The 14,063-nt window shown below is 45.1% G+C and carries 10 protein-coding genes; 6 read left to right on the top strand and 4 right to left on the bottom strand.

Annotated elements, in window-relative coordinates:
- Position 1: 1 nt before the first annotated feature.
- Positions 2–3,154: a multidrug efflux RND transporter permease subunit VmeZ gene (gene vmeZ / locus H9L11_RS22850; protein WP_005373507.1), complete on the top strand. Its 3,153-nt coding sequence runs from the start codon at positions 2–4 to the stop codon at positions 3,152–3,154.
- Positions 3,155–3,243: 89 nt separating this feature from the next.
- On the opposite strand, the gene H9L11_RS22845 is transcribed toward vmeZ, so the two are convergent.
- Both H9L11_RS22845 and arfB read right to left on the bottom strand, forming a co-directional pair.
- Positions 3,244–5,013, bottom strand: coding sequence for a methyl-accepting chemotaxis protein (locus tag H9L11_RS22845; RefSeq protein WP_025767924.1), 1,770 nt, complete (start codon positions 5,011–5,013; stop codon positions 3,244–3,246).
- A gap of 100 nt (positions 5,014–5,113) precedes the next feature.
- Positions 5,114–5,527, bottom strand: a complete 414-nt coding sequence (arfB, locus tag H9L11_RS22840) for an alternative ribosome rescue aminoacyl-tRNA hydrolase ArfB (protein ID WP_017635196.1) — start codon at positions 5,525–5,527, stop codon at positions 5,114–5,116.
- A 76-nt stretch (positions 5,528–5,603) separates the two neighbouring features.
- Here arfB and H9L11_RS22835 point away from each other — a divergent pair, with 76 nt between their 5' ends.
- Positions 5,604–6,206, top strand: a complete 603-nt coding sequence (locus tag H9L11_RS22835) for a beta-phosphoglucomutase family hydrolase (protein ID WP_171342611.1) — start codon at positions 5,604–5,606, stop codon at positions 6,204–6,206.
- An 88-nt stretch (positions 6,207–6,294) separates the two neighbouring features.
- Here H9L11_RS22835 and H9L11_RS22830 read toward each other — a convergent pair whose 3' ends face one another.
- Positions 6,295–7,287 (bottom strand): OmpA family protein, encoded by a 993-nt coding sequence (locus H9L11_RS22830; RefSeq protein WP_017635198.1) that lies wholly within the window; start codon positions 7,285–7,287, stop codon positions 6,295–6,297.
- Between the two features lie 202 nt (positions 7,288–7,489).
- Between H9L11_RS22830 and H9L11_RS22825 the strand changes: the two genes are divergently transcribed.
- The 4 genes from H9L11_RS22825 to H9L11_RS22810 all read left to right on the top strand — a co-directional run bounded on the left by H9L11_RS22825 (position 7,490) and on the right by H9L11_RS22810 (position 11,903).
- On the top strand, positions 7,490–7,741 hold the full coding sequence (locus H9L11_RS22825; protein WP_017819898.1) for a hypothetical protein: 252 nt from the start codon (positions 7,490–7,492) through the stop codon (positions 7,739–7,741).
- Between the two features lie 5 nt (positions 7,742–7,746).
- On the top strand, positions 7,747–8,799 hold the full coding sequence (gene aroG / locus H9L11_RS22820; RefSeq protein WP_017635200.1) for a 3-deoxy-7-phosphoheptulonate synthase AroG: 1,053 nt from the start codon (positions 7,747–7,749) through the stop codon (positions 8,797–8,799).
- Between the two features lie 159 nt (positions 8,800–8,958).
- A complete protein-coding gene (locus H9L11_RS22815; protein ID WP_171342610.1) occupies positions 8,959–10,131 on the top strand; it encodes an MFS transporter in 1,173 nt (390 codons plus the stop codon).
- A 209-nt stretch (positions 10,132–10,340) separates the two neighbouring features.
- Complete coding sequence (locus tag H9L11_RS22810; protein ID WP_151515720.1) at positions 10,341–11,903, top strand: PAS domain-containing methyl-accepting chemotaxis protein; 1,563 nt, start codon at positions 10,341–10,343, stop codon at positions 11,901–11,903.
- Positions 11,904–12,044: 141 nt separating this feature from the next.
- Here the strand turns inward: H9L11_RS22810 and tkt are convergent, their stop codons facing one another.
- A complete protein-coding gene (tkt, locus tag H9L11_RS22805; RefSeq protein WP_042522667.1) occupies positions 12,045–14,036 on the bottom strand; it encodes a transketolase in 1,992 nt (663 codons plus the stop codon).
- Positions 14,037–14,063 lie beyond the last annotated feature (27 nt).

Here is a 14,063-nt window from a genome sequence, read left to right as displayed (position 1 = left end):
TATGTTAAGTCGTTTCTTTATTCAGAGACCTAAATTCGCGCTGGTTATTTCGATCATATTAACGCTAGCCGGCGCGATCTCACTGGCGATTTTGCCAGTGGCTGAGTATCCACAGATAAGCCCGCCATCAGTAAGCGTTTCGGCTTACTACACTGGCGCGAGTGCGGAAGTTGTCGAGCAGGCCATTGCGGACCCCATAGAGACCTCAGTCAACGGCGTTGAGGATATGATATACATGTCTTCAAAGAGCGCGAACGATGGCTCTTACAGCCTAAACGTCACGTTCGATGTTGGCACCGATCCAGATATGGCGCAAGTTAACGTGCAAAACCGCGTGTCACAGATTGAGTCAAAACTGCCTCAAGAAGTTCGCATGGTTGGTGTGACGGTGAAAAAGCGTTCACCTGACTTGCTGATGGTACTTAACTTCTATTCACCTGATGGCAAATACGATGATCAGTTCTTGATTAACTACATTAACTTGAATGTAAAAGATCAGTTGGCTCGTGCGAAAGGTATCAGTGAAGTTAACGTGATTGGTGGTGGCGAATACGCAATGCGTGTTTGGTTAGATCCTGAAAAAATGGCCAACCTTAAGCTAACCACGTCAGACGTATACGCCGCTTTGGCTGAACAGAACGTTCAAGTTGCGGCAGGGCGTGTAGGTGCAGCACCATACAACAATCCGCAAGAAGTTCAGTTTAACCTTGTGACCAAAGGTCGCTTGGAAAGCGTGAGTGAGTTTGAGAACGTAGTCCTTCGAGCTAATCCCAATGGCTCTACGGTTTATCTGAAAGATGTTGCTCGCGTTGAACTAGGCAAAAAGTTCTACGATGGTAACGGTAAGTTCCGTGGCCAGGACGCGTCAATCGTTGCGTTGTCTCTTCAATCGGATGCGAATGCGTTAGAAAGTGGTCAGGCCGTCATGGAGCTCCTTGAAGGCTTGAGCAAAAACTTCCCAGAGGGAATGGAATACGAGACCAGCTACGATACAACCGTGTTCGTATCTGAATCGATCAAAGGGGTAGTAAAAACACTGATTGAAGCGATTCTATTGGTGATTGCTGTAACTTACTTGTTCTTGGGTAGTGCGCGTGCAACGTTGATTCCTGTTGTCGCGATCCCCGTTTCTCTGATTGGTACGTTTGCCATCATGCAGGCAACGGGCTTCACCATTAATACGGTTACTTTGTTTGGCTTGATCCTTGCGATTGGTATCGTGGTGGACGATGCGATTCTGGTTATCGAAAACGTCGATACTACCATGGCGAAAGACCCAAGCATTTCACCGCGTAAAGCGACGTTGCTAGCGATGAAAGAAGTAACGGGACCAATCATCACGTCGACCTTGGTTCTACTTGCGGTATTCATACCCGTCGCCATGCTGCCAGGTATCACCGGTATCATGTATCGCCAGTTCGCTTTGACCATCTGTATTTCGGTTGTGATTTCATCCATCAATGCATTGACGCTGTCTCCAGCACTTTGTTCTCTGGTATTGAAGCAGGGTGGGGGCAATACCGCTAACTGGTTCCAGGCTTTCAACAGAGGCTTAGAGCGCATCACTACGCGTTATGGCCAGATCGCTGGTTTCTTGGTGAAGAAGTCTTTACTGCTCGTGACGTTCTTTATAGTTGCTATCGCAGCGGTCACTTTCTTTGCGAAAACCACCTCTACAGCGTTTGTTCCTCAAGAAGATAAAGGCATTTTGCTGGTTAACGTACAGCTACCAGATTCAGCCTCTTTATCACGTACTGAAGAAGTCACCAATGATTTAATGAAAATGATCGGTGAAGAGCCTGGTGTGGATGGTGTGACGGTTGCGAACGGTTACTCGTTTATGACAGGCGCAGCAGCATCAAACGGTGCTTCTGTATTTATCAAATTGCATGACTGGGATACTCGTAACTCGCTGCAAGGAGAGCACTCTGCTAATGCTATCGCGGCACGTATTAACGGGCGAGCGGCGACAGAGTTACCTCAAGCGGTTGTTTTTGCGATGGGACCACCGGCGGTTCCAGGTATGGGCGCTGCGTCTGGTTTTGAGTTTGTGCTTGAAGACACGCTAGGGCGAAGTCGTACCGACTTGTCGATGGTCATGGGAGAAATGATCCAAGCGGCTAACCAAGCGCCTGAAATTGCCTACACGTTTAGCACGTTCCGCGCGAATGTTCCGCACTACTACGTTGATATCGATCGTGAGAAAGCGCAGCAATTAGGTATTTCGCTGTCGTCTATTTTCCAAACCTTGCAAGGCAACTTAGGTTCGCTTTATGTGAATGACTTCACCATGTTTGGTAAGAACTTCCGCGTAACCATGCAAGCTGATAGCCAGCACCGTAGCAGCATGGAAGATCTAGAGCGTTTCCATGTTCGTTCTTCGAACGGTGATATGGTTCCGTTAAGTACGCTAGTGAGCTACGAGCAAGTGTTTGAGCCTGATGTGGCATGGCGTTACAACATGTACCGCAGTGCTATCATTCAAGGCCAACCAGCTCCGGGTTACTCTAGTGGTGATGCGATTGCCGCAATGGAACGCGTTGCTGCTGAAGTTCTTCCGCAAGGGTACACGTATGAATGGACAGGTATGGCTTATCAGGAAGTGCTTGCGGGCAACCAAGCCATTTATGCGTTTGCGCTGGCTTTGATATTCATTTACTTGTTTATGGTGGCTCAGTATGAGAGTTGGAGTATTCCACTGGCTATTATTTTGGTGGTCCCAGTAGCAACGTTAGGTTCCTTCCTTGCGTTGAATCTAACTGGCACGCCGCTTAACTTGTATGCCCAAATTGGTCTTGTCTTGCTCATAGCCTTGGCGGCGAAAAACGCAATTTTGATTGTGGAGTTCGCCAAGCAAGAGCGTGAAGAAAAAGATGCTGATATCGATAGTGCAGCGGTTAAAGGAGGCACGTTACGTTTCCGCGCTGTGAATATGACATCTTGGTCATTTATCCTGGGTATCTTCCCGCTTATCTTTGCCGCTGGTGCGGGGCACGTGAGTCAAAACTCACTCGGCGTGTCGCTGATTGGTGGTCTATTGTGTGTGCTTCTAGCAGGTACATTCTTGATCCCAGGCTTCTACGCCCTGGTGCAAAGGCAGCGTGAGAAAGTTCATGGCGGCAACACCAAGCTGGTTCCTCTTGATGATGAATAATCACATCCGAAGTGCGCAGTAAGCACGAAGTGACAATTGAAAAAAAGCCCGAAGCGATGATTGCCTCGGGCTTTCTATTTTGAAAAGGGTTATTTTAGCGCAGTTTTGAATTGTGCAACGGCTTCATCCATATCATGAGCTTGAGCAGAGACAGAGTTCACTTCGTGCAAGCATTCCTGAGCGGATTGCATGTTATTCTCAGATATTGCGTTTAGCTCGGTGATTGAACCGCTAACTTGGTTCATAACGATACCTTGTTCTTCAATTGCTGAAGCTATGCGCTCCGAATTACCTTGAATTGAATGCATGTCAGTGATGATCTGCTGTAGGCTAGAATCCAGTTTTTCAGAAGCATTAAGTGTTTGTTGCCCTTGATCGTTACATTGATCAATATCAGCAACAACTGTAGACATTTGAGTTTGAATGTCTGCAACGACCCGCGTGATTTCCTCTGTGGATTGATGAGTTCGGCTAGCTAGGGCGCGTACTTCATCGGCGACAACTGCAAACCCGCGGCCTTGTTCGCCTGCTCGCGCGGCTTCAATTGCTGCGTTGAGAGCTAGTAGGTTGGTTTGCTCTGCTATTTCTTGGATGATGTTCACGGCACCACCAATTTTATCTACATGCTGATTCAGCGAGCCAATCGACTGCTGGCTGTTTGATAAAATCGTGGTTAGTTGACCGATGTTGGTTACCGTCGCCTCAACAACTCCTCGACCTTGTTCGGCATTATTCGCTGCCTGATGTACGCCTTCTACCGCAACTGATGTGCTTTCAGAGATTTCACCTATTGTGGCAACCATTTGCTGAACTGCCGTCGCCATTGATGCAGTGTGGTCAGTTTGAGTGTGGAATTGCTCCATAACGCCTTCTAACTCACGATGCATATTATCGGTACTTGCAGTGAGTTGCGCCGATTTTTCTTGGGTACTACTAATTAGATGCTCAAGCTTATCCAATAGGTCATTGAGGTGATGACTGATATCAAATAGCTCGTCTTGACCTTTCAAATCAGATCGAAGTCCCATATTGTTCGTTTCGCTGATACTTCGAATGGTGCCAAGTAAGCTATTCACTCGCGTATTGATTGAACGTGAAATTTGCCAAATCAATGCGAAAATAACGACTAAGATCAGAGCTGTAATGACCTGCTTGATGGTCGACATTTGTTCATCACGTTGTGCGGCAGCAGAGCTAAGGGCTGTGGAAAAGGTTTCAAATTGCTCTTCTACGGCATGAGATAATGCGCGAGTTTCACCGAGTAGGCCTTTGTCATAAGCAACCCCAACAACTTGCTTTTGGGCCGCCAATTGCTTACCTGTTTTGATAAGCTCAGGAGCATATTGCCCCTCAAGCAAGTCACTATTGAATAGTCCTGCTTTTACCGCAGAGTCAAAACGGACTAATGCCAATAACTGCTGGTGGTCTGAACGTTGTTTTGCTTCTAATAGTGCTTGTTCGTAACCAGCGAGAAGCCCACTCTTTGAATCAAGCCCGTATCGTTGGTAAGCGCTGACCAGATTCTGAAAGCCCCTTTGGTATGCGAGCAAGTCTTGCTTAAATTGTTGACTGGAAGGTAATTCATTACTCTTGAGTATATTCGCAAGCTCTTTTTCTGTGTCTATAAACTTGTCAACATTGGCGTCAAACTTATTTAGATATTTGTCATTACTACGTAGTAGGAAATCTTTTTCATTTCTGCGTAAGTTGAGTAAGCGTATTTCTAGATCACCAACGAGTTTGATGGCGTGATTAAGGTCATTGCTCTTATTTTCAAAATGGGATGACGTACCCAAAAGGGCCACGATGCCTAAAATGGCGATAACTCCGAGGAAGTAGAGTTTTTGCCTAATAGTCATATTGTTGTTTCCTGAATAAGTAACTAAAAAGAGAAATCCAATGAGATTTCCAAGGGCTAGCAAACGTTGTTCAACTAACATGTCGAGAAAACGACATGCACTAATACAGCACTTTTTTACGTTGCTGTTTTTTCGCTCCGTGCTTGTTTTTTGTATCAAGTCGTCGGCGTTGAGAAGCGCGGGTTGGTTTCGTTTTAATACGCTTCTTCTCCTGTAAAGCGGCAGCTTTTATTAATGCTTGAAGCCGATTTAGGGCGTCTTCCTTATTTTGTTCTTGTGTCCGAAATTGTTGCGCTTTGATGATGATCACGCCATCTTTACTTATACGACTATCAGAAAGTGCAAGTAATCGCTCTTTGTAAAAGTCAGGTAAGCTGGAATGCCGGATATCAAAGCGCAGGTGTATAGCGGACGCTACCTTGTTAACGTTCTGGCCACCATTTCCTTGAGCTCTAATTGGGGATAATTGAATTTCCCACTCTTGAATTGTGACGGAGTTCGAAATTTTGAGCATGATAAGTAAATGCCGGTAAGGACGATTGAAAGAGCTGATAAATTAACATTACAGATGCACAAATAGAAGAAAAGACATGAGCACGATTGATTTTAGACCCTATGAGGGATTCATATTTGATATGGATGGTACTCTAATCGATACCATGCCAGCCCACTTGGCAGCTTGGCAAGCAACTGCTGAGCGTTTTGATTTTCTGTTTTGCCAGGAATGGTTTCACAGTTTGGGAGGGATGCCGAGCTTTAAAATTGTTGAGGAACTAAATCGTGTGCATGAGCTTTTATTAGATCCTAAAACTGTCGCGACATTTAAAATGGAAACATTCGCTGCTATGGAGCTTCATGGTGACGTTATTCCTTGCACGAACATCGTGTTAGAGGAATATTTAGGCCATAAGAAAATTGCAGTCGGTACTGGCAGCCAACGAGAAAGTGCCATGCGCTTATTAAGTCATGCAGGTTTATTAGACAAGTTGGATGTTGTAGTAACCGCAAGTGATGTAGAGAACCATAAACCCTTTCCAGATACCTTTTTGATGGCCGCGGAACAACTCGACTTGGAGGCGTCACAGTGTCTTGTGTTCGAGGATACTGAGTTGGGGAAGCGAGCGGCGCATGCAGCTGGTATGGATTGCGTTATGGTGCAAGATAATGAGTTGATCTTTTTCCCAAAACCATAGTGGCAATATCCCTTAATATGAGATCAAAATGGGGTGCAAATGCACCCCATTAATTTTTACCACATCATCGATCATGAATCATAGATGCTTATTCTGGTTGAACTAGCTCTTGGTATTCAAATGAAGGTACCACAACTTCTACGCGACGGTTTTTCTCACGACCTTCGCGAGTGCTGTTGTCAGCAACTGGGTTTTCTTCACCCATACCTTTAACTGTCAAACGATCTGAACCAATGCCAGCTGCGGTTAGGTAATCAGCAACAGATTGAGCACGACGCTCAGACAGTTTTTGGTTGTATGCCGCAGGGCCTGAGCTATCCGTGTAACCAGTAATCTCTACTTGAGCTTGAGGATATTCGTTCAAGAATGAAACAAAGTTGTCCAGACGTTCAGAAACGGAATCTGTTAACTTAGCACTATCGAATTCAAACGTACCTGTACCGTACTCTTCTTTGTGCACCTTGCTCATCATCACTGGTTCTGGATCTGGCTCGATCACTTCTTCCGTTACAACTGCTGCAACAACTGGAGCTGCTGCAAATTTGTAGTTAACACCGATACCAAAGAAGTTAGCATCCATGTCGTCCCACACGTCGTCAGACATGTCTTGGTAGCGTTGGTATTCAGCGCGAACACTCCAGTTTCTATCGATCGAGTATTCAGCCCCCAAAGAACCTGTTGGGACAAAGTCTGTTTCGTCATCAGACATCATGTAAGCACCACCGATCTTAGCAAACAGATTCCAAGAGTCGTTTAAGTGCCAGTTGAATTTAGGTGCAAGTGTTAAAGCCGTTAGATTGCCGTCAATCGTATTAACCGTGTTAGCCCCTGACATCGAGTTAGCTTTGTAGTCGCCTAAGAAGTCTACGCCGTACTCTAGCCCAATGATATCGGTAAAGTCATAACCGATATGTAGTCCTGCACCGAACGCTTCATCATCACAAGGGCTATTTAGATAGCAAGCGTCGTCAAGTGTAGTCATGCCCACTTTGCCCCCGATGTACATTTCAGCTTGAGCAGAGTTTAAAAGCGCGCTACTACCAGCTACCACTGCTGCTACTGCAATTGCTACTTTGTTCATAATGTTTCCTTGTATTGATTGCATATTAACTTCTACTTCGTTTTATCAAAAAATTAGAAAAAACCAGCGTTTATAAGAAATTAGTTTAATATTATAATCATTTCATATCAAGCAACAATATATTTGAACTTGATCAACATTTACTACCCAAAAATACCTCACAAACTTCTGATATTTCTTACATTGTAGTAAAGATTTTTTGGTGCATAAGAAAATTGATGATTATTTTGAACTTTTTTTCGTAAACTTTACTTTACATTGTGCGTGGTGGTTAACAGGTGGTTTTTATTTGCATTTATTTGCAAAAACTGATTGCAAGTCTACGCCTAAGCCGATAAGTTACTTAAACGCTAGACAGAAAATGACCACAGCCCTTGATGCTGCTCGCTTTGTGAACAATGTTGCAATGAGTTCAGTTGGTAAAAATGGGGTCGGAAATAAAACCAGGAAGTAGAAGTAATGTTTCAAACTGATGATGTAAGAATAAATAGAGTAAAAGAGTTATTGCCACCTGTTGCAGTATTAGAGAAGTTCCCAGCGACTGAAACCGCTTCTTCGACCACTTTTGATTGCCGTAACGCCATTCACAATATTCTTGAAGGAAAAGACGATCGATTACTCGTGATCGTTGGCCCGTGTTCTATTCACGATCCGGCTGCCGCGGTTGAGTACGGTAAAAAGCTAAAAGTACTACGTGATGAACTGGGCGAGCAGCTTGAGGTTGTTATGCGAGTTTATTTTGAAAAGCCGCGTACAACCGTTGGTTGGAAAGGCCTTATCAATGACCCTTACTTAAATGACACCTATAAGCTAAATGATGGTCTACGTATCGGACGTAAACTTCTTCTTGATCTAACCGATATGGGCTTGCCAACGGCAAGTGAATTCTTAGATATGATCACACCTCAGTACGTGGCGGATTTGATCAGTTGGGGCGCTATCGGTGCTCGTACGACAGAATCTCAGGTTCACCGCGAGCTAGCTTCTGGTCTTTCTTGTCCTGTAGGTTTCAAAAACGGTACAGACGGGAATATTAAAATAGCGAGCGACGCGATTCGTTCTGCAAGCGCTTCCCATCACTTCCTTTCAGTAACAAAATACGGTCATTCCGCGATCGTAGAAACCGCTGGTAATCCAGACTGCCATATTATTCTACGTGGCGGTAAAGAACCAAACTACAGTGCAGCACATGTAGCTCAAATTAAAGATGAGCTGGACACTGCAGGTCTGCCGAAAAAAGTGATGATTGATTTTAGCCATGCTAACAGCTCGAAGCAGTTCAAGCGTCAAATGCTGGTGTCTGATGATGTATCCGAGCAAATCTCTGCTGGCGAAGAAGCCATTTTTGGTGTGATGATCGAGTCTCATTTAGTTGAAGGTCGCCAAGACTTAGTGGATGGCAAAGCAGCCACTTATGGTCAGTCGATTACTGATGCATGTATTGGTTGGGAAGATACGGAAACGGTACTTCGTCAGCTTTCTGATGCAGTAAAAGCGCGCCGCAACAAGTAAGCTCAACAGAAAAACTTTTTAAAAGCGAAAAGTGAATAGTGAAGAGCCAGAGGTACTATGCCTCTGGCTCTTTTTGTTGAGAATTACTCTCATATCTTTCTATTGTTTCTGCTTTCCTATATGTTATCTGTATACGTTGTAACCAAAAGGAATTTGGAATTGAATCGTAATGTATGGCTTCTATCTCTCTGCCAAGCCTTATTAATGACAGGGAATATTTTACTCATATCTGTTATTGCCCTTATTGGCAAAACACTTGCGCCGTCATCAAGTTTTATCACATTACCAGTTGCACTGCAGTTTTTGGGACTGATGGCCGCGACAATTCCCGCGTCGCTAATTATGGGCAAGTTAGGGCGTCGCCTTGGTTTTAGCCTTGGTAATGTCATTGGCATTTTGGGTGCTAGTCTAGCGACGTATGCATTAAGTCAACAAAACTTCTATCTGTTCTGCATGTCTACGTTTTTGCTTGGTGTTGGTATAGGTTTCGGTACTCTATACAGGTTTGCTGCCATTGAAGTGTGTGAAGAGTCGGCAAGGCATAGGGCGATTTCGATATCTATGGCGGGTGGGGTGTTAGCGGCGATCCTTGGACCTAATTTGGCGGTGTACTCACAGCAGTGGTCAGGTGATGGCTTATACATTAGTGCATTTGCTGTGCTTGTCGTGCTTTATATAACCGCGTTGGTTGTGCTACAAACCATTCGTTTTCCACCTGCACACACGCAGGCGCTACACGCTAAGGCGGATAAGCTGAGACTGATTATTCGTCGACCTAATTTCATGCTGGCAGTTATCGCGGCAATGGTTGCGTACGCGGTGATGAACATTTTAATGACAGCAACTCCTTTAGCGATGATTGGTTGTGGCTTTGATTTTGATAAAGCGGCGGGAGTGATCGAATGGCACGTGTTGGGTATGTTTGCACCTGCGTTTGTCACGGGCCGTCTGATAGAGCGGTTTGGCGCTAAGAATATGATTTTAGGGGGTGGATTGCTATTTGTTGCTTGTATTGGAATTAACATACATGGAGTGTCTATCTGGCATTTTAGCCTTGCTTTAATCTTGTTAGGAATAGGGTGGAACTTTATGTTTATCGCAGCCACCGGGCTGTTTAGTCAAAGTTATGAAGCGAAAAACAGAAGTAAGGCTCAAGCGTTTAATGAATTCTTCGTGTTCAGTTGTGTCACCATTACCGCATTACTATCTGGTTGGCTTGAGTCTACCGTAGGTTGGCAGAATCTTAATTTGTATGTTCTTCCATTTGTGTTACTCGTTATCGCGATGTTTGCGTTAAAAACGAATAAAAAGCCAGAATCACAAACCGCTTAATTAAGTCTTAATATATAACCCGGCCGATCGTGTCGGGTTTGTTTATTAGCTCAAATCAACAATCTCTTCTTTATGTTTTTATCGATAATGTGAATTCCCACAATAAAAATGTCGGTTTGATAAGACTTTTTATCTAACTTTTTGTAATAAAAATAAAAATCCTGTATATATCTTGCCGAAAATCAATAAAAACTAAAGAAGTTTCGTCTATGTCAGCCAATATTTCTCATAAAGCTCAAGAAACTCTCGTGAGGGAGTCTGAGGAACTCGTCTCAACAACGAACTTACAAGGTGTTATTACATATTGTAATGAAGCCTTTTGCCGCGTTGCTGAATACACTCACGAAGAACTTGTCGGTCAGAACCACAATATAGTTCGTCATAATGATATGCCTAAAGCCGCTTTCGGTGATATGTGGGCACGCCTTAAACAAGGTAAAGCCTGGCGTGGAATGGTTAAGAATTCCACTAAGTCTGGCGGTTACTATTGGGTTGATGCTTATGTCACCCCTATCTACGAAGACAACCATGTTGTTGGGTATCAATCAGTGCGCGTGAAGCCAAAGCGAGAGTGGGTTGATATTGCGACAAAAGCCTACAAAAGCATGCGTGCTGCAGAGAAGTCTGGCCGAACTTGGTCGTTGAAAATCAATGAAACCATTCGCTATGCGATTCTACTTGGTGCACTAACCGCACCTGCAACCGCATATGCGTTGTCTGTTGAAGGGCCGTTGGCTTGGCTTGCAAGTGCGTTACCTGCAAGTGTTCTGGCTCTGTTATTCCGCCAAGAGTTAATTGATACACCTCAGCAACTTAAAAAGTTACAAAAGCAATATGACAGCGTAAGTCGCTTGATCTATTCCGGTAACACGGCATTTTCGATTGCCGATTTCCATATCAAAATGCTATCCGCAAGAATTCGAACCGTGTTAGGAAGAATGACTGACTCCGCATTGCCTTTGCAGCATTGCGCCGAAGAGCTTAGTCAAACAACGGCAGAAGTCTCGGCTGCATTAAATCAGCAAAATACCGATATTCATCGTGTGCGAGATGCTACCCAAGAGGTGGAGTCGTCGGCAAATTCGGTTTCTTCGAGTACCAATGATGCCCATATGTTGATTGATGATACATTGAAGTCATGCTTGATGGCGAAGGAGACCATTGATCAAACGCACACCAATCTAGCGCAATTAAGCCTTCAAGCTGAAAAAGCGACGGAAACGACGTATCAACTGAGTGATCAGGCGCAGAAGGTGAACCATTTGATGGAAGAGATTGGTGGGATCGCAGAGCAAACCAATTTACTGGCACTCAACGCGGCGATTGAAGCGGCAAGAGCAGGGGAGCAAGGTCGTGGTTTTGCTGTTGTAGCTGATGAGGTCCGCGCGCTTTCTGGGCGAACATCCAATGCAACTGAACAAATCCAAGCCTCTATCTCCACTATGTTGGCAACGATTCAAAGTTGGCAGAAAGATATTCTGGCAAACAAAGAGCAAACCGATGCCTGTTCTCAAGTAGCAGAACAAAGCGCGTTGCGTTTGTCTGAAGTTGAACAGATGATGCAAACCATGAGTGGGCTGATGGTTGATGTAGCAGAAGCGGCGAATAACCAGTTAAAGCTATCTAGTGATGTAAACCAGCACATTCATTCTATTGCTTCGACCGCAGAACAAAACTTGGCAGCAACACATTCAGTTGAGCAAAATAGCCGACAGTTGAAAGACCAAGTACAAGATTTCTATCAGCTCGCACTTCGATTTGAAGACAAATAGTCGTAACGAAAGTTGTGATGTTTATGTCCTGGCTGCGTTTATGCGAATAGGAGCCAGATAAAAGAAAGCCCCGCCATTGCTGGTGGGGCTTTTCAGTTTTCACATTCGCAATAGAGAAAACTGACTATCTTTTTACTGCAATTACGCGAGTAGCTCTTTTGCTGTGTTCACTACGTTTTCAGTCGTGAAACCAAACATTTTGAATAGTTCGCCAGCTGGTGCAGATTCACCGAATGAAGTCATACCGATGATGCGACCGTCGAAGCCTACGTACTTGTACCAGAAGTCAGCAATACCTGCTTCAATTGCGATACGTGCTGTTACGTCTGATGGCAGTACAGCTTCACGGTAAGCGGCGTCTTGTTTGTCGAATGCGTCTGTTGATGGCATTGAAACAACGCGTACTTTCTTACCTTCAGCAGTTAGCTGTGCTGCTGCTTCTACTGCTAGTTCAACTTCAGAACCTGTTGCGATAAGGATTAGCTCTGGCTTGCCTTCGCAATCTTTCAGAATGTAAGCACCTTTCGCGATGTCTGCTACTTGTTCTGCTGTGCGCTCTTGTTGCGCAAGGTTTTGACGAGAGAAGATAAGTGCTGTCGGTGCATCTTTACGTTCAATCGCTAGTTTCCAAGCTACAGCGGACTCAACTTGGTCACATGGACGCCATGTGCTCATGTTTGGTGTTAGGCGTAGCGATGCCATTTGCTCAACTGGTTGGTGAGTTGGACCATCTTCGCCAAGACCGATAGAGTCATGCGTGTACACTTGGATGTTCTGAATTTTCATCAGCGCAGCCATACGCATTGCGTTACGTGCGTACTCCATGAACATTAGGAATGTTGCGCCGTAAGGAACGAAACCACCGTGTAGCGCGATACCGTTCATGATCGCTGTCATACCGAATTCACGCACGCCGTAGTGGATGTAGTTACCAGAGAAGTCGCTTGCTTCTAGAGACTTAGAACCAGACCACATTGTTAGGTTAGAAGGTGCTAGGTCAGCAGAGCCACCCATGAACTCTGGTAGTAGAGCACCAAATGCTTCTAGAGCATTTTGAGACGCTTTACGTGATGCAATGTTTGCTGGGTTAGCTTGAAGATCAGCAATGATTTGGCTTGCTTTCTCTTCCCACTGTGCAGGAAGCTCACCGTTTACGCGGCGTTTAAATTCAGCTGCCAGCTCAGGGTACGCTGCTTCATAAGCTGCAAATTTCTCGTTCCACGCTGCTTCCTTAGCTGCGCCTGTTTCTTTCGCTGACCATTCTGCGTAGACTTCTTGCGGAATTTCAAAAGGACCGTGCTCCCAACCTAGTTCTTTGCGTGTTGCTGCGATTTCTTCTGCACCTAGTGGCGCACCGTGACAATCGTGTGAACCAGATTTGTTTGGTGAACCAAAACCGATGATAGTCTTAGTACAGATAAGTGTAGGACGTGGATCCGCTTTCGCTGCTTCAATTGCTGCGTTGATTGCGTCAGCATCGTGACCATCGACTGCAGGGATTACGTGCCAACCGTAAGCTTCGAAACGCTTAGGTGTGTCGTCAGAGAACCAACCTTCAACGTGACCGTCGATAGAGATGCCGTTGTCATCCCAGAATGCAATCAGCTTGCCTAGACCTAGAGTACCTGCAAGAGAACATGCCTCGTGCGAAATACCTTCCATCAGACAGCCGTCGCCCATGAACACGTAAGTGAAGTGGTCAACGATGTCGTGGCCTTCTTTGTTGAATTGCGCTGCTAGCGCTTTTTCAGCTAGAGCCATACCAACCGCGTTAGTGATGCCTTGACCTAGCGGACCCGTTGTGGTCTCGATACCTGGCGCGTAACCGTACTCTGGGTGACCAGGAGTTTTAGAGTGAAGCTGACGGAAGTTTTTCAGATCGTCGATAGACAACTCGTAACCTGCAAGGTGCAGTAGAGAGTAAATCAGCATTGAGCCGTGGCCGTTAGACAGTACGAAACGGTCGCGGTCTGCCCACTCAGGGTTTGATGGGTTGTGGTTTAGATGAGAGCGCCAAAGAACTTCAGCGATGTCAGCCATACCCATAGGTGCACCTGGGTGACCAGAGTTAGCTTGTTGAACACCATCCATGCTTAGCGCACGGATTGCATTTGCTAGATGTTTACGATCCATAGTGATTACTTCTCGATATTTGATTTA

Source organism: Vibrio sp. sp1 (genome assembly GCF_016920955.1).
GTDB classification, from domain to species: Bacteria; Pseudomonadota; Gammaproteobacteria; order Enterobacterales; family Vibrionaceae; genus Vibrio; species Vibrio alginolyticus.
Note: the sequence above shows the minus strand (reverse complement) of the source record. Positions and strands in the feature narration are given on the sequence as shown.

Excerpts from the sequence above, each read along its gene's own strand:
- H9L11_RS22835 (WP_171342611.1), top strand. The coding sequence starts at position 5,604 with ATGAGCACGATTGATTTTAGACCCTATGAGGGATTCATATTTGATATG.
- H9L11_RS22845 (WP_025767924.1), bottom strand. The coding sequence starts at position 5,013 with ATGACTATTAGGCAAAAACTCTACTTCCTCGGAGTTATCGCCATTTTA.
- vmeZ (WP_005373507.1), top strand. The coding sequence starts at position 2 with ATGTTAAGTCGTTTCTTTATTCAGAGACCTAAATTCGCGCTGGTTATT.
- aroG (WP_017635200.1), top strand. The coding sequence starts at position 7,747 with ATGTTTCAAACTGATGATGTAAGAATAAATAGAGTAAAAGAGTTATTG.
- H9L11_RS22810 (WP_151515720.1), top strand. The coding sequence starts at position 10,341 with ATGTCAGCCAATATTTCTCATAAAGCTCAAGAAACTCTCGTGAGGGAG.
- tkt (WP_042522667.1), bottom strand. The coding sequence starts at position 14,036 with ATGGATCGTAAACATCTAGCAAATGCAATCCGTGCGCTAAGCATGGAT.
- H9L11_RS22830 (WP_017635198.1), bottom strand. The coding sequence starts at position 7,287 with ATGAACAAAGTAGCAATTGCAGTAGCAGCAGTGGTAGCTGGTAGTAGC.
- arfB (WP_017635196.1), bottom strand. The coding sequence starts at position 5,527 with ATGCTCAAAATTTCGAACTCCGTCACAATTCAAGAGTGGGAAATTCAA.